Consider the following 24,636-nt stretch of genomic DNA (forward strand, 5'->3'; position numbering starts at 1 on the left):
GGCCGCTGACCATGCTTACTCGGCTGGTCGCATAATTCGCGTTCAGCTTACTCGACGGTCACGCTCTTCGCCAGGTTGCGCGGCTGGTCGACGTCGGTGCCCTTCACGCAGGCGACGTGATAGGCCAGCAGCTGCACCGGCACCGCATAGACCAGCGGGGCGATCAGCGGATGGACGCGCGGCATTTCGATCGTGGCGATGCAGCCTTCGCCCGCCTCGGCAATGCCTTCGGCGTCGGAGATCAGCACGACCTTGCCGCCGCGTGCACGCACTTCCTGCATGTTGCTGACGGTCTTTTCGAACAGCGGGCCGGACGGGGCGAGGACGATCACCGGCACTGCCTCGTCGATCAGCGCGATCGGGCCGTGCTTCATCTCGCCCGAGGCATAGCCCTCTGCGTGGATGTAGCTGATTTCCTTCAGCTTCAGCGCGCCTTCCAGCGCCAGCGGATAGTCCGGGCCACGCCCGAGGTAGAGCACGTCGCGCGCCGGCGCGATCAGGTGCGCCATCGCGGCGATCTCTTCGTCATGATCCAGCGCGGCGTTCAGGCTGGCCGGGGTCTGCAGCAGGTGCTGGACGACCTCGTTCTCTTCCTCACGATCCATGCGGCCGCGCTTGACGGCAAGATGCGCGGCGAGGGCGGCGAGCACCGCTAGCTGGCAGGTGAAGGCCTTGGTGGAGGCGACGCCGATTTCCGGCCCGGCGTGAGTCGGCAGCAGCAGGTCCGCCTCACGCGCCATCGTGCTGGTGGGCACGTTGACGACGACGGCAATGGTCTGTCCCGCCGCCTTGCAGTGCTTGAGCGCGGCCAGCGTATCCGCCGTCTCGCCCGATTGCGAGATGAACAGGGCAAGGCCGCCGGGCTCCAACACGGGGTCGCGGTAGCGGAATTCGGATGCCACATCGATGTCGACCGGCAGGCGGGCGAACGTCTCGATCCAGTACTTCGCCACCATGCCGGCGTAGAAGCTGGTGCCGCAGGCGACGATGGTGATGCGCTTGATCGCGGAGAGGTCGAAATCGATCTGCGGCAGGGCCACCGACTGGTCCACCTGGTGGATGTAGCTGCGCAGGGTCTGCGCCACCACGGTCGGCTGCTCGAAGATCTCCTTCTGCATGAAGTGGCGGTAATTGCCCTTCTCGATGGCGATGGCGGACGCGCCGGAGGAGACGATCTCACGCTCCACCGGGTTGTTGTCCGCATCGAAGATCCGCGCGCCGTCGCGGGTGATGACCACCCAGTCGCCCTCCTCAAGGTAGGAAATGCGCTGGGTCAGCGGGGCGAGGGCGAGGGCGTCCGAACCGAGGTAGGTCTCGCCGTCGCCATAGCCGACGACCAGCGGAGAGCCGAGGCGGGCGCCGATCAGCAGGTCCGGGTGCTGGCGGAAGGCGATGGCCAGCGCGAAGGCGCCGCGCAACTGCGGGAGCACGACCTTCACCGCGTCTTCGGGGGAAAGACCGGCTTCGACCTGCTCGGAAACGAGGTGTGCCACCACTTCGGTGTCGGTCTGGCTCTCGAACGTGCGGCCGCGCGATTCGAGGGCTTCGCGCAGCGGCTTGAAGTTCTCGATGATGCCGTTGTGGACCAGCGCGAGGTGTTCGGTGGCATGCGGGTGAGCGTTGGCGGCGGTGGGCGCGCCATGGGTGGCCCAGCGGGTGTGGGCGATGCCGATCAGGCCCGGGGCGGGATCGCGCGCCAGTTCGTTCACCAGGTTGATCAGCTTGCCCTGCGCACGACGGCGGATGAGCTGGCCGTTTTCGACGGTGCAGACGCCTGCGCTGTCATAGCCGCGATATTCCATGCGCCGAAGGCCGTCGACCAGCCGGTCCGCGACCTGTTCCTTGCCGACGATGCCGATGATTCCACACATTGCGCTTACGTTACCTTGTTCGAGCGGAAAGAGCTTTGCCCTAACCCGTTAGAGATTGGCGTTTGGTGGCGCCACCATGAAGCCTTGGTAATGTGTGCAAAGCCCTGATGCGAGAGGAAGTCGCGCGGTTTTGGCACGTGCCGTCCGATCGGAATCGTCCGCAAGGGCCGAGAGAAACGGCCGACGGAATCGAAAACATCCGAAAGGTGAGGCGAGATTGAAATAAGGCTTGCCGGGATGTGGGAACGGCGAAACATCTTGTCAAACCGTAGTCCTGGGATAGTCTACCTGCTTCGACGAAGACCGTTCGATGAAACAGCCCGGCAAAGACTGGCGCGCGAAGGTCCGATCGGGAGAGGACAATGCCGATGAACTTCACGTTGAAGTCGGTTTCGTTGCTGGTCTGCAGTGCCGCTATGGCGGTGCCGGGGCTTGCAATGGCCGGAGAAGCCACGCCGATCGCGCTGGTGAGCAGTGCTGCCCATGCCGAATATGTCGGCACGGTCAGCCGGGGTTTCGACATGATCCGCGCGGGCAAGCCGGGCAAGGCGGTAAAGCTGTTCGATTCGGTGATCTCCGCCAATGAGCAGGGGCTGGCGGGCGATGCCCGGCCGCGCCTCTGCCAGTCGGAGAAGACCTCGGCGCATGCCGTGCCGGGTGACGCGGTGATGGTCAGCAGCGCCGTGTGCGATGCGCATTTCGGCAAGGGCTATGCGCTGGTCGACCTGGGCCGGGGCGATCTGGCCGAGGCTGAACTGCGCCGCGCCACCGAACTGGCGCCGGACAATGCGCATTACGCCAACGAATATGCCGAACTGTTCAAGTCTCGCCGGCAGTTCCAGGAAAGCTACGATCTGTTCGCGCGGGCCTGGTCCGTGGTGGACAAGGATACCAAGGGGCCAGACGCCGGCATCGCCGCACGCTCGCTGCGGGGCATGGGCTTCAACCTGATCGAGCTTGGCCGTCTGGATGAGGCCAAGACCATGTTCACCCAGTCGCTTTCGTACGATTCGGCCAATTCGGCCGCGAAGACAGAGCTGGACTTCATCGCCCAGCGTCAGGCCATCGGTTCCTGAGAATGACGGAGAGGGCGGCACCCGCCGCCCTCCCGCCTTTCAAATCCCGGCTTACTTGCCGCCGGCGGCCTTCTCGGCCTTTTTCTTCTTCATCGCATCGTGAAAGCGGTCGGCCCAGCCGGGCTTGACCAGCTGTTCACCGCGCACAAGGCGAAGCTCGCCATCGGCAACGTCGCGAGTGACGGTGCTTCCCGCTGCCACAATGGCATCCGCGCCGATCTTCACCGGCGCGACGAGGGCGCTGTTGGAACCGATGAAGGCCCGCTCCCCGATCACCGTGCGGTACTTGAAGTAGCCGTCATAATTGCAGGTGATGGTGCCCGCGCCGAGGTTGGCCTTGGCGCCCACCGTGGCATCGCCCACGTATGTCAGGTGGTTGGCCTTGGCGCCTTCGCCCAGTTCGGCGTTCTTGATCTCCACGAAGTTGCCGACCTTGGAACCCTTGCGCAGCAGCGCGCCGGGGCGCAGGCGGGCATAGGGGCCGACCGTGGCGCCGGTTTCGATCGTCGCGCCCTCGATATGCGAGAAGGCGTGGATGGTCACGCCATCGGCCACCGAAACGCCGGGGCCGAACACCACGTTGGGCTCCACGGTAACATCGCGGCCCAGCTTCGTGTCCCAGGCGAAGAACACGGTTTCGGGCGCGATCAGCGACACGCCGTCCGCCATGGCCTGCACGCGGCGGCGGGCCTGCCAGCGGCCTTCCGCCTCGGCCAGTTCGCCACGGCTGTTGATGCCGCCGACTTCGTGCGGATCGCCGGTGACGATCACGGCGCAAGTGCGGCCATCCAGCGTGGCCACGTTGACGATGTCGACCAGGTAGTATTCGCCCTGCGCATTGTCGTTGCCGACGCGCGAGAGCAGGTCGAACAGATCGGCCGACTTCACCGCCATCAGCCCCGAATTGCACAGGCGGCAGGCGCGCTGTTCCTCGTTGGCGTCCTTGTATTCGACCATCATGGCGATGCGGCCATCGTCATGGGCGAGCACGCGGCCATATTGCAGCGGGTCTTCCGGCTCGAAGCCGAGCACCACCACCGCCGGTGCGTCCGGCGCATGGAGCCGCTCGATCATGGCGCGCATGGTCTCGGTGCTGACGAAAGGCACATCGCCATAGAGAATCAGCACGTCGCCCGAGAAGCCGGAGAGCGCGCTCTCCGCCTGCTGCACCGCGTGGCCGGTGCCCAGCTGCGGATCCTGCACGGCGATCCTGGCGCGGCTTCCCAGCGCCTTTTCAAGCTGTTCGCGGCCATGCCCGGCCACCACAACCTGTCGCTCCGGCGATAACGCCGCCGCGCTTTGCAGCAGGTGTTCCAGCATCGGCCGGCCGGCGATGGGATGAAGGACCTTGTGCAGGTCGCTCTTCATGCGGGTGCCCTTGCCGGCGGCGAGGACGACGATTGCGAGCGGATTGGAATTTTCGACCATGTTCATCACTTGCCAGCAAATTGTTGCGGTTTCTACTTCGGCGGGCCACTGAGGGGCGGATGACGCAATTCCCATTCGACGTGGTCGGCTTCGATCTTGACGGCACCCTGCTCGATACGCTGGGCGATCTCGCCGTGGCGCTCAACCATGCGCTGGCGATCGAGGGGCGGCCACCCATTCCCGTGGACACCGTGCGCGACCTTGTCGGCGGCGGGGCCAAGAAGATGCTCGCCAAGGGGCTGGAAGTCACCGGCGGCGGGGTCTCGGACGAGCGGCTGAACGAGTTGCACCATGCGCTGATCGCATTTTACGCCGATCACATCGCCGGTACCACGCGCCTCTATCCCGGTGGCGCGGAAATGCTGGACGGGCTGGCGGCGCGCGGCGTGAAGCTTGCGGTCGTGACCAACAAGCTGGAAGCGTTGGCGGTCAAGATTTTCGCGGAACTGGGCCTGTCCGACCGTTTCTTCACGGTCATCGGCGGCGATACGCTGGGCCCCGGCCGTGCCAAGCCGAAGCCCGATCTGATCGAACTGATGCTGGAGCGGGCCGGCGAATCCGGCAAGCCGCTTCGCGCGGCCTTCGTGGGGGACACCACTTACGATACCGGGGCAGCGGCAGCGGCCGGTATCCCCAGCGTCGCCGTCAGCTTCGGCTTCAACGACAAGCCGGCCCACGAACTGGGCGCCACGGCGGTGATAGATCATTTCGACGAACTGATCCCGACGCTTGAGGGGCTGGCCCTAACTCACGCTTCCATGTTGTCAAAGACGTAACCGAACGAACGCACGGTGCGCGGCAGGTGCGGCACCTGCATGGTGCGCAGCTTGCGGCGCAGGCGGCTGACCCACGAATCGACCGTGCGCTCGTCACAGACTTCCACGCTCTTGCCCAGCACGCCGATCAGTTCGCCGCGCGTGAACACCCGGTTGGGATTGCGTGCGAAGTGGTTGAGCAGACGCTGCTCGTTCGACTGCAGCGGCACCACCAGACCCTTGTACCGCGTCAGGTGCGAATCGGGCTGAATCACCAGTTCGCCGATCTGGATCGCCGGCGCTTCCTTCCGCGCGGCGGAGACCGGCTGATAGATGCGCAGGCGTTGCACCAGCGCCTTGGGCGTCAGCGGGCCGATCAGGTAGTCGTCCGCGCCGGCTTCCAGCGCGCGGGCCTGCGCGCGTGGATCGGGTTCCGGCAGGACCATGGTGATGTGAAGCGGATGATCGTTGATGCGATCACGCAGCAGCCCGCACAGCTGCAGGCCCGACATGTCGGGCAGCAGCCAGTCGACGAAGACCCACGTGGGGCCCCGCAGCGCGCGTGCGCAGAGTTCGGTTGCGTCGGTCACTTCCGCCTCAAAGGTCAGGAAGTTGTCGCGGATGGCGCTAACATGGGTCAGGTCGCCCGAAGTCAGCACGATGTCGCCGGATTTGATCATTACATCCTGCAATTCGATGGAAATGATCTGGCCACATAGTGGCACTAGGCTCGCCACACACGTGTCAAATTTTTCATGTTTGACCTGTCACAATCCGGTCAAGAATTTCACAAGAAAGCAACACAGTTCTGACCCGACCGCTGCCTAGTCAGCCTCCCTGTCGCCCCGACGGGCGACCCCGTGCTGCGACTTGCACGAGGAAAACTCAAGGGTTTCAGGGAGTTTACAATGATTCGCCACGCCATCCGTCTGGCGGCAACTTGCAGCATCGTCGCGCTGGCCCAGATGCCGGTTGCCGCGTTCGCAGCTGACGCCGCTGCTGCCCCCGATGCCGCCGCCGAAACCGGTGAAGGCGCTCCCATCATCGTCACCGCGACCAAGCGCGAGACCGATCTGCAGAAGACGCCGATCGCCATCGCCGTGGTCTCCAGCGCCGACATCGAAAAGCAGCATGTCCAGAGCCTGATCGACCTGGCCAGCGGCACCGTTCCCTCGCTGCGCGTCGCCACGTTCGAAGCGCGCCAGTCGGCTCTCACTGTCGGCATTCGCGGCATCGTGCCGTTCGACGCCAACCAGACCGCGCGCGACCAGGGCGTGGGCGTCTATCTCGACGGCGTCTACCTTGGCCGCCAGCAGGGCCTGAACGCCGCACTGTTCGACGTGCAGCGCATCGAAGTCCTGCGTGGTCCGCAGGGCACGCTGTTCGGCCGCAACACCGAAGGCGGCGCGCTTTCGATCGTGACCAAGGCGCCCACCGGCGAATTCGGCGGCCGCGTGGAAGCCGGCATCGGCAACTATGGCCAGCGCACCGGCGAAGCCCACATCGACTTTCCCGAATTCAACAACATCTCGATCAAGGTCGACGGTGTCTACCAGCACCAGGACGCCACGGTTAAGAACCCGCTGGATAGCGAAAAGGGCTGGAACTACTACGACCGCGTGGGCGGCCGCATCCAGGCGCAGTGGAAGCCGGTGGATGGCTTCACGGCGAACATCTCGTTCGACAAGTCGCGTGATGACAACACGCCGATGTACAGCCAGCTGATCAACTACAACCCGAACAACCTGCCGGTCGCCACGCTGGCGCAGATCGCAGCAAACGGCGGAAAGCTGCCGAGCGGCACGATCGCTCCGCTGTCGCCCCTGGTCGACGTGACTGGTGACAAACGCGTGAAGACCGCCGACGTCGGCGTTCCGCAGCAGGTCAGCACCGACCGCACGCAGGGCATCATGGGCAACCTCAGCTATGAGCTGAACTCGGCCCTGACGCTGCGCTCGATCACGGCATGGCGCCAGGTCGACACCGACCAGTACGACAACTCGGGCGGCCCGGCGCGCACCGTGTTCCTGCCGAACACCAAGTTCAGCCGTTACTCGCTTTCGTTCCTTGACCAGCACCAGTTCAGCCAGGAACTGCAGCTCGTCGGTAGCCTGCCGCAGGTCGATTTCGTCGCCGGCGCCTACTACTACAACGAGCACGCCAATGAGAACGCGGCGACGCCCAGCTCCAACCAGTGGAACGCGGACGGCACCGGCTATACCGTGCTCAGCCCGATCGTTTCCGGTCCGATCACCTCGAACAACCAGGGCTGGGACGACACCTCGCTGTTCCTGCAGCGTGACAGCCACGCCAAGGCGCAGAGCATCGCCGCCTTCGCACAGGCCACCTACACGCCTGCCGGTCTCGACCAGCTGCACCTGACTGCCGGTGGCCGTTACACGCACGACAAGCGCGACGGTACGCTGGACATGGTGAACGGCGCGGTCGTCGACTTTGGCTTCCACTACCGCAAGGACCGGTTCGACCCGATGGTCACGGTGGCCTTCGACGCGACGCAGGACATCAACCTCTACGCCAAGTATTCGACCGGCTACCGCGCCGGCGGCGCGAACGATCGTTCGCAGACTTTCGACGCATTCGGCCCGGAAACGGTGAACTCGTATGAAGTCGGCGCCAAGATGATGTTCCTGGATCGCAAGGTTCGCCTGAACCTGGCCGGCTACATCATGGATCGCGACGGCACCCAGGTCGATTTCGACAACGTCAACACCGATCCCAGCAGCCCGTACTTCAACCTGCACACGCAGGAAACGCTGAATGCGCCGGGCACGACGAAGATCCGTGGCGTCGAGGCTGAACTGAACGTCAATCCGATCGACCACCTGTCGCTCGGCCTGTCCTATGCCTACACCTACACCAAGGTTCCGCAGACGCTGAACCCGTTCCTCAGCACCGCTGCCAAGCCGGTCTACCAGAACGTCTTCATCGTCTACACGCCGAAGAACGCGGCGTCGGGCTTCATCGACTACAGCATCCCGGTCGGTGCGGGCGACGAAAGCGTGCAGTTCCACCTCGACGCTGCCTATGCCGACGCGCAGTACAGCTTCGAGGACGAAAGCACGAAGACCCAGAGCAGCTTCATCGTCAACGGCCGCATCGCGCTGGCCGATATCCCGATGAGCGACAACGGCACCCGCCTGACCGTCTCGGTCTGGAGCCGCAACCTGCTCAACGAGACGCACATCTACCGCATGTCGAACGCCAACGCGAACACGCTGGGTGCCTACGGCAACTTCAACCCGCCGCGCACGTTCGGCGTGGAAGGCACCGTCCACTTCTGATCGAACCAACCCGGCAGGCCTTCCCTCGGGGCTTGCCAGCAGGTCCTGCCTGCATTCCTGCACGCGGCGAGACTTCGGTCCCGCCGCGTGTTCTTTTATGCGGGGGCGATGAGCGCCGTGACGATGTCCGATGTGCTTGCCGCTATGTCCGGATCGTGCCAGCCATTCTTCCCACGGACGGCCGAAAGGGCCGCGATGACGGGAGATGACGACGATGCCGACACCGGGTGAAAAGCTGCGGGCGCTGATCGAAAGCGGTGAGCATTTCGTTGCCGCCGAAGCCTATTCGGCGCTGACCGGCCGCGTCGTCCAGCATGTCGGTTTCAAGGCGGCCTATCTGGGTGGCCATGCCTGTTCGGCGTTTCACTACGCGGTGCCGGACAACGGCATCTTCTCGCAAGTGGAGATGATCGACCAGGCTACCCGCATTGCGCAGGCCATCGACATTCCGCTGATCGTCGATGCCGATACGCTGGGCGAAACGGTGGCCGATGCCTATCACTTCACCCGCCGCTACGCCGCTGCCGGGATTGCCGGCTACCACGTCGAGGACGAGGTGAACCCCAAGCATTCCAAGCATGTGAACGGACTCTGCTCGATCGAGGACATGCAGCTTCGGATCGAGGCCGGCGTGAAGGCGCGGGGCGATTCCGGGCTGGTGATCATCGCCCGCTGCGATGAGCTTTACACCAATGCCAATGGCGGTGGCGGCAGCGGATCGATCGAGGAAGCGATCCGGCGCGGCCATGCCTATGCCGAGGCGGGGGCCGACGCCATCGTCTTCGCCAGCGCCCCGCCGGAGCAGCAGGCGGAAGTAATCCCGCAGATGAAGATCCCGGTCTGCACGCTGGGCTTTAACTTGCCCAACACCGCATTCACGCTTTCCACGGCGTGGGGCTGGGTTTCGGCGGCGGTCGGCCACCTCGCCATGGCGCGCGAACTGATGGAAACCGGATCGGTGAAAAGCGCGATGAACGCCTTCGCCAACTTCCCGGAAAAGTACGACCTGATCGACCAGAACCTCTACGACGACCTGATCGTCGAGTGGGCGGAGCGGACGGGGCGGCCGACGCGGCCCAATCACGCGCGATAGGAAAGCGGCGGGCGAGCGCTAGACCTGCCGCGTTGGCCTGCCTGCAACGGACAAGGGCAAGGCTAGTCAAAGCAAAGCAAAGCAAAGCAAAGGCTAAGGACTACCCAAACGATCCCGTCATCCCCGTGAAGGCGGGGATCCCGCTTTTCTTCTCTACGTAGCCAACCCACGCGACTTCTATGTTCGCCGCAAGGCTGGGAAGAAAGCGGGGCCCCCGCCTTCGCGGGGGCGACGATGATATTAAGCTGAGGGCGCTATTTTTGAGGTGACGGCCGGCGTTTCCTTCGGTTCGTTACTCGTTGCCCCTTACTTCGTCGGCTCCGACACACCCTCCGGCAGTGCCAGAACTTCCAGCCCCTGCGCCGGATCGAGATAGCGCCGCGCCTCGGCCTGCACATCGGCGGCGGTCAGCGCCAGCAGCCGGTCGTGCGCGCGGTTGAAGCGGTCGATGCGGTCCGCTTCGGTTTGCGCGCGATCGACCAGCGAGAGCCAGCCGCCGTTGCTCTTCAGTGCATTCTGATAGCTTTCCAGCAGCGGTTGGCGCGCCCGCAGCAGCACGTCGTCGCTGATCGGCGCCTTGCGCAGCGACGCCATGACATCGTCGATCGCCTTGCGCGCGGCAGGTACGTCGCTCACGTCGATCGAGGCGACGACCGCAAAGGTACCGTATCCCTTCCAGTGCCGGGATAGCGAGACCCCGGCCGACGGTGAATAGGCCTTGCCCAGCGCCTCTCGCAGGCTGTCGGTCAGTTCGATGCGCACCACGCGTTCCAGCAATTGCAGCTTCAGCGTCTCGACGGGATCGGAATCGTCCCGGGTGGGCCAGGTCACGCGCAGCAGGGCCTGATCGGCGGGGCCGGTGTGGCGCACCACGCGCGGCTTGCGATCGGTGGTGAAAGTGCGTGGCGGCTGGTCGTCATAGGGGCGGAAAGTGGATTCGCGGGTGGGCAGGGCGCCCAGCGTGCCGGCCACCATGGCCACGGCCTTGTCCTCGTCCACATCGCCGACCATGCCGATCTCCACCGCGCCGTGCTCCAGCCGGTCGCCGATGTCGCGGTGCAGCTTGGCGTAAGTCAGGACGCGGTAATCCTCCACCTTGCCCAGGCTGAAGCGCGGATCGTTGTCGGAAACGATAGCACCCAGATCGGCCTGCATGGCCGAACCCGGCGTGGCGCGCAGGCGGGCGAAGTAATTGTTGATCTGCTGCCGGTACTGCACTTCGCCCTCGGGCCGGTAGCCGGGGTCGGTCACCATGGCGGTCAGCAGTTGCAGTTGCAGTTCCAGATCGCGCGGGGTGGTGCCGGCCTGGGCGACGAAGCTGGCCTCGCCCGTGGACAGGCCGAAGCCCAGTGTGTGGCCGGCCATGATCGTGTCCAGTTCGTCCCGGCTGTGCTTCCCCAGGCCGCCTTCGTCGATGTAGGGCACCATGTCCGTCGCGTGCGGGTTCTCGCGCGTGTCCAGCATGTCGCCGCCGTCGATGGCCAGGCTGACGTCGACGCGGTCCTTCACGATGTCCGTATGTTTGATGTTGAGCATCACGCCGTTGGCAAAGCGTATCTCGCGAATGCCGAGCACGGGATCGCGCACATCCGACACGACGGTGCCGGGCTTGCCGAAATCGGTATAGGCAAAGGCCGTGACGGCGCCGGCCTGTTCCGCCGCGATCGGCGCGCGCATCGCCTGCTGCCAGGCGTCGCGGATGGCCTTTTCTCCACCGGCAGGCGCGGTCCGGCCTTCGAAGCGGATCAGCGGCTTGTCGAGGGTCAGTGCCTCGCGCTTCATGGCCGCCAACACGGCGTCCGGCGTGATCTGCGGGGCGAAGGCGATGAAGCGGTCCAGCACCGATTGCGGGGTTCCGGGCACCTGCCGATCGTCCACCAGCGCCAGCGCGGCCGCGGCCAGCGCGGCGTTGCTGCGCGTATTGGCCGATCCCGCCGCATCGGTAAGCGCGGAGCGCAGTTGCGCCACCTGCTCGGCAATTTCCGCTTCGGTGAAACCGTGGGAGAGGGCGCGGCGATACTCGCGCGCGGTGGCGGCCAGTCCGGTGGCCCATTGGCCGTCGACGCTGTCTATGATCAGGCGCGTGGAACGGGCGGCCTTGAAGACATCGCCGGTGCCGAATCCAGCCCCCCGGAACGGCGGCTCTGCCGTGCGGGACAGGCGCTGCAACCGCCGGTTGACGATGTCATAACCGACCGAGCGCAGCAGGTTTTCCTGGCGTTGGGCCACGCTGTCCGGCTCATCCAGCCATTTGCCGTTGCGCTGGATCACCAGCCGCTCGGACAGGGCGGGATCGATCCACATCGCGGTGCGGCCCTTGTCCTTGGGGTCGACCGGACCGGCACCGGGCTGGGCGTCTGCAGTGCGGGGCTGCCAGTTGTCGAACCGGGTGCGGATCGCGGCCTCCACGGCATCGGCATCGAAATCGCCGATCACTATGAGCGTTGCGTGGGATGGAACGTATTCGCGTTCATAGAAGGCGCGGATCGTCTGGGCGCTGGCAGCGTTCAGCGTCTCGGTCGTGCCGATCGGGAACCGGCGGACATAACGCGATGCCGGATAGAAGAACCCGGACGAGGCCACGCTGTTGCGATAGGCGAAAGTGTTGCGATCGCGCATTTCGGAAAAGATCACGCCGCGTTCGCGGTCCACTGCCGCTTGCGAAAGGGTAAGCTCGCTGGCGGTTTCCCGCATCAGCATCAGCGCGGTGTCCAGCAAGTGCGTGTCGGCGCGGGGCAGATCCAGCTTGTAGACGGTGCGCTCGAACGTGGTGGAGGCATTGGTGTCCGCCCCGAAGGCCAGCCCCTCTCGCTCCAGCAACGGCACCATCTGGCCTTCGGGCACGTGGGTGGAGCCGTTGAACGCCATGTGTTCCAGGAAATGGGCGAAACCCTGTTCTGCATCGGTCTCGTCCAGCGACCCGGCGGACACTTCCATGCGCACCACCGCGGTGCCGGCGGGCGTGGCATTGTGGCGGATCACGTAGCGCATGCCGTTGGCCAGGCGGCCGAAGCGAAAGTCCGGATCGACCGGAACGTCGCTCTTCTCGAAAGCCCAACTGGTGTCGTCAGGGCGCGGGGCGGGTGCCTCCCTGGCGATGGCCGGGGCGGATACGGTGAGGAGAAGCGCGGTGATGAGGATCGTTCGCATGTGGCACCAATGTCCGAGCAAGCTTCTGATAACAAGGGCGCGGTGTGCTGGGGGCCGGCGCCTTTGTGAAGTTAAAACGCAAGAAAGCCCGGCGCACCTTGCGGTGGCCGGGCTTTCCCGTTCATCGTTTTATCCGACCTTACTTGCCGCGCAGCTTGCGGTGCTTGGACAGGTCAAGAACCTCGCTGGGTTCATTGTCGTCCTGCAGCAGGCCAAGGCGGCGGGCCACTTCCTGGTAGGCTTCTTCCTCACCACCCAGATCGCGGCGGAAGCGGTCCTTGTCCAGCTTTTCGCCGGTGTGCATGTCCCACAGGCGGCAGCCGTCGGGGCTGATTTCGTCCGCCAGGATCACGCGGCTGAAATCGCCATCCCAGATGCGGCCGAATTCCAGCTTGAAGTCGACAAGGCGGATGTTGATCGCCGCGAACATGCCGCACATGAAGTCGTTCACGCGGATCGCCATCGCGGCGATGTCCTGCATCTCTTCGTTGGTGGCCCAGCCGAAGCAGGCGATGTGCTCTTCGGCGATCATCGGATCGCCCAGCGCATCGTCCTTGAAGTAGTATTCGATCAGCGTGTGCGGCAGCGGCTCACCTTCGGGGATGCCAAGACGCTTCGAGATCGAACCGGCGGCCACGTTGCGCACCACCACCTCGATCGGGATGATTTCCACCTGGCGGACCAGCTGTTCGCGCATGTTCAGGCGGCGAATGAAGTGGTTCGGCACGCCGATGTGGTTCAGGCGCGTGAACACGTATTCGCTGATGCGGTTGTTGATCACGCCCTTGCCCTGGATCGTGCCCTTCTTCTGCGCGTTGAACGCAGTGGCATCGTCCTTGAAGTACTGGATCAGGGTGCCGGGTTCGGGGCCTTCATAGAGGATCTTGGCCTTGCCCTCGTAGATCTGGCGGCGACGGGACATGCGTGTTCGTCCTTAGATGTGTAAAAGAGCAAGCCCCGGCGCGGGGGCATCGCTAGGCGATTGCGCGGCCGGGGCGTTCGAGCGGGCATATAGTTCAACGGGGGGCAAAAGCAAACCGGCTTGGCCAGAATGGCGAAGTGGGCGCCGCAGGAAGCAGGGCGTCTGCGACGGAGCGAGAGGCGCGCGGGGGGATTGCCGCGATCGAAACGGCGGATTACCGAACGGCGGATCCCCGGTTTTCAGGGGCTTGAGAGGCGACAGCGACGATGCCCGTCACGATCCATGCGCTTACCGGCGATGAAATCCTTGCCGTGATAGACGATCTGGCACGGCTGCGGATCGCCGTCTTTGCCGAGTGGCCCTACCTCTACGACGGCGATCCCGAATACGAGCGGGACTACCTTGCCGCATTCGCCGCTGCGCCACAGGCGATTCTCGTGGCCGCGCGCGAGGGCGGCCGGATCGTGGGCATGGCCACGGCGTCGCCGCTGTCGGCGCAGGAAATCGCCTTGCGCGCGCCGGTGGAGCGTGCCGGCCATGACGTTTCCGGCGTGTTCTACTTCGGCGAATCGGTGTTGCTGCCGGCATGGCGCGGGCAGGGCATCGGCCATGCCTTCTTCGACCACCGCGAAGCGCAGGCACGCCGGTGCGGTGCCACGGCTGCCGGGTTCGCCGCGGTGATCCGGCCTGCGGACCATCCCGATCGCCCGCGCGACTATCGCCCGTTGGACGCTTTCTGGCGCAAGCGCGGCTATGCGCCGGTACCGGGGCTGACCTGTACGCTGGCGTGGAAGGACCATCGCGACGCGGGGGAGGCGGCGAAGTCGTTGCAGTATTGGATGCGGCGGTTTTGAGGCTGGGTCGGCCAAGTTAGCCGGCGATGGCGGCCACCAGATTGCGGGCGGCGGTATCGACCTGGTTCCAGGTGGTGACGAACCCTTCCGCTCCGCCGAAATACGGATCGTCCACGTCGCGCCCTTCCATGCCCGGCACATGATCGAGCAGCATCGAAAGCCGGGCATGTGGCGCCTTCGGCATCAGCCTTTCAAGATTGGCGAGATTGCTGCCGTCCATCGCGATGACGTGGTCGAAGCGATCGAAGTCCGCCTTCACCACCTGTCTGGCCCGATAGCCCGAGATATCGATGCCGTGCCGCAGCGCTTCGGCCTGCGCGCGCGGGTCGGGGCCGTTGCCGATGTGCCATGCGCCGGTGCCGGCCGAAATCGATCGCGAGGTCCAGCCCGGCCCTGGCGGCCTGATGGCGCATCGCCGCTTCGGCCAGCGGAGAACGGCAGATGTTGCCAAGGCAGACGAACAGGAAGGATGGATAGGCGCTCATTCCCCCGGCGTAGCGCCGGGGGGCAGGCGGCTCAACGGCGAATCGGCGGTTCAAACCGCGCCCGCGATCTCCGCCACCAGCTGCTGGACCGTCGATCGCACGTCGGTGGAGAGGAACGGCTTGCCGAGCATGGGCCGGGTGGCGTGGGCGGAGGGCAGGTGGCTGCGATCATAACCGCTGACGAAGGCGAACGGGATCGCCCGCGCGGCCAGTTCGTCGGCGACAGTGTCGATCTTTTCGCCATTGAGGTTGCCGTCCAGCAGGGCCAGATCGGGCGCACCCTGGCGGATCAGCGCCACCGCCTGATCGCAGGTGTTGGCGGGGCCGAGGGGGACGGCGCCCGAATCCTCGATCTCCATCATCAGTTCCATCGCCACCAGTGGCTCGTCCTCGACGACGAGAATGCGCAGGGTGCCCGGATTGGACGAAGCCGTCGGCGCGGGATCGGCCGTGGGCGCTGCCGTTTCGAACTCCTCGGATATCAGCGCGAGGGGAAGCACCAGGTGCCAGTGAACCCCGTCCGGCGCGAAATCGGCGGTGATCCGCGCGCCGTCCGCCGTCATGCTGCTTTCGATCAGGGTGGAGCCGAAACCGCGCCGCTCGGGCGTGATCACGGTCGGGCCGCCGCTTTCGCGCCAAGTGAAGTCCAGCACGCTGTCGGCATGGCCCCAGGCAAGCGTCACGATGCCGGTTTCGTTCGACAGCGCGCCGTACTTGTGCGCGTTCGTGGTCAGTTCGTGGAGGATCAGCGAGAAGCGCAGCGCCATTTCCGGCGGAAGATCCAGGTCCGGCCCGGAAAGCCGCAGGCGATCCTCGCTCACGGTGCCGATCGCCACCTGATCCGCGATCAGGCGTCGCAGGCTGGCGGCTTCCCATGTCGTGGTGCTGAGCAGCGAATGCGCGCGCGCCAGCGCCTGCAGGCGGCCGGTGAAGGCAAGTTGGAAGCTCTGCGGCGAATGGGCGTGGCGCAGGCCTTGCGAGGCGATGGCCTGCACGGTGGCCAGCGTGTTCTTCACGCGGTGGTTCAACTCGCCGATCAGCAGCCGTTGCGTCTCCTCCGCCCGGTGGCGGGCCGTGACGTCGAGCAGTTCGATCATCACCGTGGCCGGTCGCACCCCGGTGCCGGCCAGTGAGGAGCAGTACCATTCGCCCTTGCGCAGCGAGCCATCGGCATGGAGGTAGCGATGCTCCTGCATCTCGCGCCGGTCGCCGCCGCCCAGCAGGGCGCGCATGTTCTCAAGGAAATGGCCGCGCTCGCCGGCCACCAGGAATGGCGCATCCTCCACCTTCAGGCCCAGCATGTCCTCGGCGGCAAAGCCGATCTCGCGCTCGGCACTGCGATACCAGCTGACGACCCGCAGGTTGGCGTCGATCTCCAGCACGGCCAGCGGCGAATTGTCGCCGTGCGCGCGCAACCGGCCGAGCGCCAGGCCGAGTTCGTCACGCTGGCGGGCGATTTCCCGCCGCTGCCGGGCCAATTCGACGAAGACCGCGACTTTCGAGTTCAGCTCGGTGATGTCCAGCGGCTTCAGCAGATAGTCGACCGCGCCGGTTTCATAGCCGCGAAACTTGCGCCGCTCGTCGGTGGCGACGGCGGTGAGGAAGATGATCGGAACGCCGCGCGTGCGTTCCGTTCCGCGCATCAGTTCGGCCAGTTCGAAACCGTCCATTCCCGGCATCTGCACGTCCAGCAGGGCCAGCGCGAATTCCTCTCGCAGCAGCACTTCCAGCGCGTCGAACCCCGAAGGCACGGTGACCAGTTCGATCCCCGGCTGATCCAGTGCGGCTTCCAGCGCGACCAGGTTCTCCGGCACGTCGTCGACGGCGAGGATCTTGAGGGGCTCATTCAGCAAAAGCCATCTCCTCGGCCTGAAGGGTGGTGCGCCGCCAGATCTTTTCCATCGGCGCAAAATCGGCGAAGCTTTCGCCTTCGGCCGAGAATTGCACGGTTTCCTTGGAGCCCAGGCCCAGGAAGCCGCCGGGGGGAAGCGAACTGGCGAAGAGCCCCAATGCCCGATCCTGCAGGGCGCGGTCGAAATAGATCAGCACGTTGCGACTGGAAACAAACTGCACTTCTGAAAACACCGCATCGCTGGCAAGGTTGTGATCGGCGAAGACCGCCCGCTTGCGCAAGGTGGGGTCGAAACGGGCGACGCCGTAGCTGGCCGTGTAGTAATCCGCCAGCGACCCCTGTCCACCTGCCTCGCGGTAATTGCGCGAGAAGCCGGCAAGCCGGTCCACGTCGTAGACCCCGGCCTCTGCCCGGGCGAGCGCGGCGGGATTGATGTCCGTGCAATAGAACAAGGTGCGTTCGGCCAGCCCTTCCTCGCGGAAGAGGATCGCCAGCGAATAGAATTCCTCGCCATTGGCGCATCCGGCGACCCATACCTTGATGGAAGGCCAGGTGCGCAAGTGCGGGATCACCTTTTCGCGGACGGCGCGGAAATATTCCGGATCGCGGAACATCTCGCTGACCTGGATGGTCAGGAAGCCGATCAGCACGTCCAGACTGTCCGGATCGTGAAGAATCCGGTCGAGCAGGCTGGAGAGGTGCGGGTAGCCGAAATGGGCCTGCGCGCGCTGCAGGCGGCGCAGCAGCGATGCGCGCGAATAGTCGCGGAAATCGTACTGATACCGCCGCCAGATCGCCTCCACCAGAAGGTCGACCTCCAGGTTTTCCAGCGCTTCCCCCACCAGTCTCATCGCGGCATCCACACACGCACGAGGCTGAGCAGCTTGTCGATGTCGAGCGGTTTCGACAGGTAGTCGTTGGCGCCGGCCTCCAGGCATTCCAGATGGTCGCGCTCCATGGCCTTGGCGGTCAGCGCGATCACCGGCAGCGCGTTCCACTGCGCATGCTTGCGGATTTCGCGCATGCAGGCCAGCCCGTCCATTTCCGGCATCATCACGTCCATCAGGACCAGGTCGACCGGCAGGCCATCGCTGTCCGCCGCGCGGGCCAGCTCGTTCAGCGCCTCGATCCCGTTGCGGGCGATCCGCACGGAAACGCCGTGCGGCTCCAGCACCGAAGTCAGCGCATAGATGTTGCGGATGTCATCCTCGACCACCAGGATCTGGCGGCCTTCCAGTGCGGCATCGCGGCCCAGCGAGCGGGCCAGCAACTGCTGCTTTTCCTGCGGGAGTTCGGAAACGACCTGGTGGAGGAACAGGGTAACCTCGTCCAGCAGGCGTTCGGGGCTTTTGGCGCCCTTGACGATGATCGACTTGGAGTAGCGGCGCAGCCGCATCTCCACTTCCTCGGAAAGCTCGCGGCCGGTGTAGACGATCACCGGGGGGAAGCCGACGCTCTCGTCGTGGGAAAGGCGCTCCAGCAGGTCCAGCCCCGACATGTCCGGCAGGTTCAGGTCCAGCACCATGCAGTCGAAGGTGTCGCTGCCCAGCCGTTCCAGGCAGGCCGCCGCGCTCTGCACGTCCACCGTCTCCACATCGCGTGAGGCGAGCAGGTGGTGGATTGCTTCGGCCTGGCGAGGATCGTCCTCCACCACCAGCACGCGGCGCAGGCGCTGCGCCATGCGCGCCTCCAGCCCTTCCAGCATGCCGACCAGGGTATCGCGGCTGACCGGCTTGAACAGGTAGCCCACCGCGCCACTGGCCAGCGCCGCGTGATCGTCATGATCGGCGGAGACGATGTGCACCGGGATATGGCGCGTGCGGGTATCGCGCTTGATCCGGTCCAGCACCGAAAGCCCGGTGTGATCGGGCAGGTGCATGTCCAGGATCACGGCCTGCGGCAGATATTGCCGCGCCAGCAGCGCGCCTTCGTCGGCGGTGCCGGCGATCAGGCACTGGAAGCCGACCTCATGGGCAAGATCGGCAAGGATGCGCGCAAAGGCGGGGTCGTCCTCCACGATCAGGATCACGCGGGAGGTGCCGGACAGCGTCTCGCGATCGTCCTGCGGCACCGGGGCGCGGCGGGCGGTCGGTGCGGCGGGGGCAGGCGCCGAGGGCAGGGCGGCGGACCGGCGCGCGATCGGCGTGGCGTCTGGCGTCAGGGCATCCGGCAGTTCCAGCGTGAACGTGCTGCCCTGGCCGGGGGTGCTTTCCACGGTGATGGTGCCGCCCAGCAGATGCGCCAGTTCGCGCGAGATGGAGAGACCAAGGCCGGTGCCGCCATACTTGCGGGCAATGCCGCCATCGGCCTGGCGGAAGGCTTCGAAGATCACCTCCTGCTGTTCCGTCGCGATGCCGGGGCCGGTGTCGCGCACGGCAAAGGCGATGCGGCCGGTAGCCGCGCGGGAGACGGCCAGCGCCACTTCGCCGCTATCGGTGAACTTGATGGCGTTGGAGAGGAAGTTCTTCAGCACCTGCTCAAGCCGCAGCGGATCGGTGTGAATGGCTTCGGGAACCTCGGCGGAAGCGGAGAGTGCGAGCGCAAGCCCCTTTTCTGAGGCGGAAGGGGCAAAGGCGCTCTCCAGTTTGCCGAGAAGGGCGGCCACCCCCACTTCCTGCGGTTCCAGCTCCAGATGCCCGGCCTCGATCTTCGAAATGTCCAGCACGTCGTTGATCAGCGTCAGCAGGTCGTTGCCGGAGGATTCGATGGTTTCGGAGAACCGCACCTGTTCCTCTGTCAGGTTGCCGCCGCGATTGTCGGCCAGCAGGCGGGCCATGATCAGCAGGGAATTGAGCGGCGTGCGCAGTTCGTGGCTCATGTTGGCGAGGAATTCGCTCTTGTAGCGGCTGGCCTGCTCCAATTCCTCGGCCTGGGTGCGCAATTGCGTCTGCGAGCGCGCAAGCTCGTCGCGCTGGGCTTCCAGAGACTGGCTGTGTTCTTCCAGCTGAGAATTGAAGCGTTCGAGTTCGGCCTGCTGCTCTTCCAGTTGCGACTGGGATTGCATCAGCAGTTTGCTCTGCGCCTCAAGCTCGTCGTTCGTGGCGCGCAGTTCCTCGCTCTGGTTCTGCAGTTCCTCCGCCTGTTGCTGGGTTTCCACCAGGAACTGTTCCAGCCGCGCGCGATATTTCGCGCCGCGCAAAGTGATGCCCAGCGTGCCCGAAACGATGTCCAGGAACGTCGCAAGATCGGCGGGGCGCGCATCCGGATCGTCCAGAAAGCCCAGTTCGATGACGCCGTTGATCTGCCCATCGGCCTGCGTGGCACCCATGATCAGCCGCGCAGGCGTTGCCCGGCCGAGCGAGGAGCCGAACGCCAGATAGCCGTGGGGCACATGCGCGATGGAGGTGACGCGCCCGGTGCGGGCCACCTCTCCCAGCAGGCCTTCACCCTCCACGATCCGTTCCGGCATCTGGGCGTCCGACGGTACGCCCCAGGCGGCAACCTTGTGAAAGCCGCCGTCGTCCCGGACGTAGATCGCACCGGCGATCGCACCGAACCGTTCGCCCAGGAAGGCAAGGGCACGGCTGCCCATCTCGTCCAGCGCAAGGCTGCCGGCAGTCGCGCGTGCCAGATCGTTCTCGCTTTCGCGCAGCCACTGCTGGTGCTGATTGGCATTGCGATAGCGGATCAGCATGAAGCCGATCCCCGCGATCAGCAGATTGGTCAGGCCAGACAGCGATCGGTTGGCCATGGCGACTTCGGGGCCGAGGCCCTGCGGCGCGATGAAATAGGCCAGGAACGCACAGCCGACCCCGGCGACCGCCGCCAGCAACGGCGTCACCGGCCGGCGCGCGGCATAGGCAATCACGGTGGGCAGCAGATAGAGAACGCTTACGCCCGTTCCCAGCGGAACCGTAACGTCGACCAGCAGACAGAGCGCCAGAACGCCAAGTATGATGAGTGCAAGCTGGACCTGCGGATTGAAAGTCTTGGACGAGGCCATCTTGGATCTCAGGGGCATATGGGCTGAGCGAGCCGTGCTTTCCCCGATCACGTACGGCCCCCGGATCAGGTTCTAAACCGCCGAGTTGCCCATTGGTTCCCGCAGGGATCGGCAAATACACGGTTAATTTCGCGTTTCCCGCAATTGGGAAGACTTCGTGGAGGAAGGGCGCCGTAGACCCACGAAGGGTTTCCTTAAGTAATGTCATCTAAGGAAGTCGCTGAATTTTGCCGAGTTCCCTCCAGCACGACTGGCCAAGCGATGCGTCATCTCAGAAACCAGATCCAACGCCTGATCCGCGATACCGCAGGCAACATCCTGCCGCTGGCCGCGGTGGGCATGGTCGTCGCGGCCATGGTGGTCGGCTCCGGCATCGACTTCAGCCGCTACTACAAGGCGCGCAACCAGCTTCAAGCGGCTTGCGACGCCGGTGTGTTGGCCGGACGGCGGACTGTGTCGAACAGCGGGCTGGACGCTCCCTCCATACAGGCTGCGCAAGACTACTTTGCGACCAATTTCGATGATAATGGGCAGGAGACCACCGGTACCGCCTTCACGCCCAGCACGACCGACAACGGCCAAACTGTGCGGGGCGTGGCGTCGACCACGCTGAACACGCTGGTGATGCGGCTGTTCGGTTTCAACACCTTCAATATCAGCGTCAGCTGTGCGTCGTCCATGAGCGTGGGCAATGCAGACGTGATGATGGTTCTGGATACGACCGGGTCGATGGACAGCGCGCTGTCGGGCAGCCAGACACGCATTCAAGCGCTGCGCGCGGCCATGAAGAATTTCTATTCCACGCTCTATTCCGCCACTTCGGGCACCACGGCGCGCGTACGCTATGGCTTCGTGCCGTACAGTTCGACGGTTAACGTCGGGCGACTGCTCTATGCGCTGAATCCCAGTTATCTGGCGGATAGCCATACTTACCAGTCCAGACAGTGGTCTACGAGCAAATCGACTTTTTACTATCAACCCGTTTCCTATGACACCAGTGTGTTCAAGACGTTCGCCCGGACACAAACACCCACCGGAAGCAACGGCTCCACGCAGTCGTCGACCTGGGACGGATGCATCGAGGAACGGGCAACTACCACCGCTTCGAGCTTCAGCTATTCGCCGACCACCGGTTATTCGCCCGCGGGCGCGCGGGACATCGATATCGATTCCGCGCCGACCACGGATATCAATACGAAATGGTCGCCCCAGTGGTACCAGATCAGTTATATTCGCGGCAAGAACGCGAGCAGCGATACGTCAAACTGGACTACAAGCACGACCACCCAAGGCTCTTCGGTAAGTGAATACTGTCCGGTGAAAGCGCAGCTTCTGACGGAAATGAGTCAGACCGACTTCAATGCCTATGCGGACTCGCTGGTGGCGAACGGCGGCACCTATCTGGACATCGGCATGATCTGGGGCGGGCGCCTGATTTCCCCGGACGGCATCTTCAGTGGCAACGTCAACATCGCGCCATCGAACAAGGGTGAAGTGGCGCGCCATATCATCTTCATGACCGACGGTCAGATGGATACGGCAAATTCTTCCACTTCGGCATGGGGGATCGACTGGTGGGATCTGCGCGTGACTCAGAACGGTTCAGAGACCACGGCCGACGCGGTTCATACGTCCCGTTTCCGGGCTGTCTGCGATGCCATCAAGGCCAAGGGCGTACGCATCTGGGCCATCGCCTTCACGTCCACCCTGTCCAAAGACCTGACCTACTGCGCGTCGGAGAACAGTTCCTACACCGCGAGCGATTCTGACGAACTCAACACGGCCTTTCTGGAAATCGCCAAGCAAATTGGCGAACTGAGGATCACGCAGTGAGCGCGGCGGTTTTCATCGCCCCGCGCCGCCGCGCGGCTCTGCGCAACCTGGCCCTTCGGCTGGCGAAGGATCGTCAAGGCATGGCAGCCGTCGAGTTTGCGATGGCGGCCCCGGTGCTGATCCTGCTGCTGTGCGGAATCTTCGACATCGGCCACATGGCCTACGTCAACGCCGTGCTTCATGGTGCGGTGGAGGATGCGGCCCGTAACGGTACGCTGGAAATGGCAGATACGACGACTCTGGACCAGAAGATACTGGCAGTCGTAGGCCGCGTGGCACCCGGTGCTACCGTATCCACCACGCGTTCCAGTTATTACGACTTTACCGATATTGCCCGCCCAGAGGCCTGGAACGACAAGAACAACAACGGCACGTGCGACAATAACGAGGCCTATGTTGACGAGAACAAGAACGGCCGATGGGATGCCGACGTCGGGCAGTCTGGCAACGGCGGGCCGAACGACGTCGTTCTCTACACGGTGAAGGCCACCTACAAACCGCTGTTCCCGATCCCCGGCCTGACCAACCCGGACCAGACGCGCACGCTGACGGCGACGACAGTCCGGAAGAACCAGCCTTACGGCCAGCAGGCGGATTACGGCACGGCCGCGGGGGTCTGCAAGTGAGCGCGCGGGCTTCGCATCTGCGCGTCGCGCACCTTCGTATCCGGCGGTTCGCGCGGCGCCTTTGTCGCGACGAGAGCGGTGTATCGCTGATGGAATTCGCACTCGTGCTGCCGGTTCTCATCACCCTGGGGCTTTACGGCACCGAACTGGCCTACATGGCCATGGTGAAGATGGAAGTGTCCCAGCTTGCCACTTCCGTGGCGGACAACGCCTCTCGTCTTGGCCAGGCCGATAACTCGGCGGTTGCGCCCTCGGTTACGGAAACCGATGTGAATTCGATCATGTCTGGCGCGCTTACGCAGGGCAGTTCGTTCAACTTCGGCGCGAACGGGCGCATCATCCTCTCCAGCCTCGAGAGGAAATCGTCTACCAGCCAATATATCCACTGGCAGCGCTGTCGCGGTAGTCTGGCGCGCAGCTCCGCCTATGGTCCGGCGAATACGACGCTGACCGGCATGGGCAAGACCGGCCACACCATCAAGGCCATTGCCAATTCGGCGGTGATGTACGTGGAAGTCTATTATGCCTATCAGCCGCTGTTCGGCACCATGTTCGTCAAGAACCCGGTATTCTATCAGGAAGCCGCGTTCCTCATCCGCGACGACCGCGATATCACCAGTGGCGTGACCGGGACCGGCGGGCAGTCCGCCTGCACCTGACGCGGGCTTATCGGGAAATCGCCGCCGGCAGGGTGTAGCGGCCGTGTCCTGCCTTGCGGACGTAGCCCTGCTTGTGCAGCTTGCTGAGCTGCTGATAGGTCATGCCAATGGCCAGGAAATGCGCGGTCGTCGCGATTCCGTGGCGGCGCACGATGTCCAGCGCGCGTGCGCGAAGCGTTCCCGGCGGGGGTTCCTGCACCCCGTCCCAGATCGGCGGGACTTTGCCTTGGGTCGATCGTTGGCGCGGCGGCAATGCCTGCCTAGTCGTGTCCGCGCGCAAGCAGACATGGACACCGGGGTGGTCTTCCATCTGCTGTGGCCGGGGGGCCATTCGCCGGCCATGCCCGGCCAGCAGGGCGGCGCAGGCTTTCAGCACGTGTTCAAGGCGGTTTGCCGGCTGCCTGTCGGCCCATTGCGACGGGCGCTGGAACCGCGCCAGCCGGTCCAGGATCGCGCTTTCGTCGGCGCTGACGAAAGCGGAGCCGGGGGAGAATATCGCCAGCCCATGCACAACTGCTTCCGCAGCCAGCAACTTGATTGCATCTTCCACTGTGGTGAGCGCGGTCGTCAGGGCGTGGGCCTCGACCCGTGAGGCGGTGGCGTGGAGGCGCAGCAGTTGGATAAACTTGCGCTCCTGAAACGGAAGAACCGCGCATTGACGCAGGCTGCGGAACTGCGATGCGGGCGCCGTGGCGTCGCTGGCTTTGGCCGTGCCCGGTCGAGGCTCGGCCCATGGATTTTCGGAGTGCACCATCGGCAAGAGGTCTAGCGGGCCGAGGCAGATGCA

General features: G+C 64.6%; 17 protein-coding genes and 1 pseudogene. 8 read left to right on the forward strand and 10 right to left on the reverse strand.

What is annotated here, in order from left to right:
- Positions 1 to 47 precede the first annotated feature (47 nt).
- Positions 48 to 1,871, reverse strand: a complete 1,824-nt coding sequence (glmS, locus tag WBP06_RS04810; RefSeq protein ID WP_395332394.1) for a glutamine--fructose-6-phosphate transaminase (isomerizing) — start codon at positions 1,869 to 1,871, stop codon at positions 48 to 50.
- Between the two features lie 368 nt (positions 1,872 to 2,239).
- On the opposite strand from glmS, the gene WBP06_RS04815 reads away from it, so the two are divergent.
- Positions 2,240 to 2,947 carry a diguanylate cyclase gene (locus WBP06_RS04815; protein ID WP_395332396.1) on the forward strand — a complete coding sequence of 236 codons (708 nt, stop codon included), beginning with the start codon at positions 2,240 to 2,242 and terminating at the stop codon, positions 2,945 to 2,947.
- Between the two features lie 51 nt (positions 2,948 to 2,998).
- Here the strand turns inward: WBP06_RS04815 and glmU are convergent, their stop codons facing one another.
- Positions 2,999 to 4,375, reverse strand: a complete 1,377-nt coding sequence (glmU, locus tag WBP06_RS04820; protein WP_395332398.1) for a bifunctional UDP-N-acetylglucosamine diphosphorylase/glucosamine-1-phosphate N-acetyltransferase GlmU — start codon at positions 4,373 to 4,375, stop codon at positions 2,999 to 3,001.
- A gap of 59 nt (positions 4,376 to 4,434) precedes the next feature.
- On the opposite strand from glmU, the gene WBP06_RS04825 reads away from it, so the two are divergent.
- The gene (locus tag WBP06_RS04825) at positions 4,435 to 5,151 is read left to right on the forward strand and encodes an HAD hydrolase-like protein (RefSeq protein WP_395332400.1); all 717 of its coding nucleotides are present in this window, start codon (positions 4,435 to 4,437) and stop codon (positions 5,149 to 5,151) included.
- Here the strand turns inward: WBP06_RS04825 and WBP06_RS04830 are convergent.
- On the reverse strand, positions 5,124 to 5,810 hold the full coding sequence (locus WBP06_RS04830; RefSeq protein ID WP_395332402.1) for a response regulator transcription factor: 687 nt from the start codon (positions 5,808 to 5,810) through the stop codon (positions 5,124 to 5,126). The two genes, WBP06_RS04825 and WBP06_RS04830, sit on opposite strands and share 28 nt — an antisense overlap.
- A 228-nt stretch (positions 5,811 to 6,038) precedes the next feature.
- On the opposite strand from WBP06_RS04830, the gene WBP06_RS04835 reads away from it, so the two are divergent.
- Together WBP06_RS04835 and WBP06_RS04840 are read left to right on the forward strand one after the other, a co-directional pair.
- Positions 6,039 to 8,432, forward strand: a complete 2,394-nt coding sequence (locus WBP06_RS04835) for a TonB-dependent receptor (protein WP_395332404.1) — start codon at positions 6,039 to 6,041, stop codon at positions 8,430 to 8,432.
- Between the two features lie 214 nt (positions 8,433 to 8,646).
- Positions 8,647 to 9,525 (forward strand): oxaloacetate decarboxylase, encoded by an 879-nt coding sequence (locus tag WBP06_RS04840; protein ID WP_395332406.1) that lies wholly within the window; start codon positions 8,647 to 8,649, stop codon positions 9,523 to 9,525.
- A gap of 306 nt (positions 9,526 to 9,831) precedes the next feature.
- On the opposite strand, the gene WBP06_RS04845 is transcribed toward WBP06_RS04840, so the two are convergent.
- Together WBP06_RS04845 and purC are read right to left on the reverse strand one after the other, a co-directional pair.
- Positions 9,832 to 12,675, reverse strand: a complete 2,844-nt coding sequence (locus WBP06_RS04845; RefSeq protein WP_395332408.1) for a M16 family metallopeptidase — start codon at positions 12,673 to 12,675, stop codon at positions 9,832 to 9,834.
- A 139-nt stretch (positions 12,676 to 12,814) separates the two neighbouring features.
- A complete protein-coding gene (purC, locus tag WBP06_RS04850; protein ID WP_395332410.1) occupies positions 12,815 to 13,597 on the reverse strand; it encodes a phosphoribosylaminoimidazolesuccinocarboxamide synthase in 783 nt (260 codons plus the stop codon).
- 266 nt (positions 13,598 to 13,863) lie between these two features.
- On the opposite strand from purC, the gene WBP06_RS04855 reads away from it, so the two are divergent.
- Positions 13,864 to 14,451 (forward strand): GNAT family N-acetyltransferase, encoded by a 588-nt coding sequence (locus tag WBP06_RS04855; protein ID WP_395332412.1) that lies wholly within the window; start codon positions 13,864 to 13,866, stop codon positions 14,449 to 14,451.
- 16 nt (positions 14,452 to 14,467) lie between these two features.
- Here the strand turns inward: WBP06_RS04855 and WBP06_RS04860 are convergent.
- From WBP06_RS04860 to WBP06_RS04875, 4 genes and pseudogenes are all read right to left on the reverse strand, one after another.
- Positions 14,468 to 14,936, reverse strand: a pseudogene (locus WBP06_RS04860) (low molecular weight protein-tyrosine-phosphatase).
- 50 nt (positions 14,937 to 14,986) lie between these two features.
- Positions 14,987 to 16,789 carry a response regulator gene (locus WBP06_RS04865; protein ID WP_395332414.1) on the reverse strand — a complete coding sequence of 601 codons (1,803 nt, stop codon included), beginning with the start codon at positions 16,787 to 16,789 and terminating at the stop codon, positions 14,987 to 14,989.
- On the reverse strand, positions 16,779 to 17,639 hold the full coding sequence (locus WBP06_RS04870) for a CheR family methyltransferase (protein WP_395332416.1): 861 nt from the start codon (positions 17,637 to 17,639) through the stop codon (positions 16,779 to 16,781). Before WBP06_RS04870 ends, WBP06_RS04865 begins: the two co-directional genes overlap by 11 nt.
- A complete protein-coding gene (locus tag WBP06_RS04875; RefSeq protein WP_395332418.1) occupies positions 17,636 to 20,731 on the reverse strand; it encodes a response regulator in 3,096 nt (1,031 codons plus the stop codon). The genes WBP06_RS04870 and WBP06_RS04875 overlap by 4 nt, the downstream gene beginning before the upstream one ends.
- 261 nt (positions 20,732 to 20,992) lie before the next feature.
- Between WBP06_RS04875 and WBP06_RS04880 the strand changes: the two genes are divergently transcribed.
- The 3 genes from WBP06_RS04880 to WBP06_RS04890 all read left to right on the forward strand — a co-directional run bounded on the left by WBP06_RS04880 (position 20,993) and on the right by WBP06_RS04890 (position 23,849).
- Positions 20,993 to 22,564 carry a pilus assembly protein TadG-related protein gene (locus WBP06_RS04880; protein ID WP_395332420.1) on the forward strand — a complete coding sequence of 524 codons (1,572 nt, stop codon included), beginning with the start codon at positions 20,993 to 20,995 and terminating at the stop codon, positions 22,562 to 22,564.
- Positions 22,561 to 23,190, forward strand: a complete 630-nt coding sequence (locus WBP06_RS04885) for a TadE/TadG family type IV pilus assembly protein (RefSeq protein ID WP_395332422.1) — start codon at positions 22,561 to 22,563, stop codon at positions 23,188 to 23,190. Before WBP06_RS04880 ends, WBP06_RS04885 begins: the two co-directional genes overlap by 4 nt.
- An 89-nt stretch (positions 23,191 to 23,279) precedes the next feature.
- Complete coding sequence (locus WBP06_RS04890; RefSeq protein ID WP_395332424.1) at positions 23,280 to 23,849, forward strand: TadE/TadG family type IV pilus assembly protein; 570 nt, start codon at positions 23,280 to 23,282, stop codon at positions 23,847 to 23,849.
- Between the two features lie 7 nt (positions 23,850 to 23,856).
- Here the strand turns inward: WBP06_RS04890 and WBP06_RS04895 are convergent, their stop codons facing one another.
- Positions 23,857 to 24,603 (reverse strand): type IV toxin-antitoxin system AbiEi family antitoxin domain-containing protein, encoded by a 747-nt coding sequence (locus WBP06_RS04895; protein WP_395332426.1) that lies wholly within the window; start codon positions 24,601 to 24,603, stop codon positions 23,857 to 23,859.
- Positions 24,604 to 24,636: the final 33 nt, after the last annotated feature.

The sequence above is a fragment of the Novosphingobium mississippiense genome, from assembly GCF_044029535.1.
Classification (GTDB): domain Bacteria; phylum Pseudomonadota; class Alphaproteobacteria; order Sphingomonadales; family Sphingomonadaceae; genus Novosphingobium.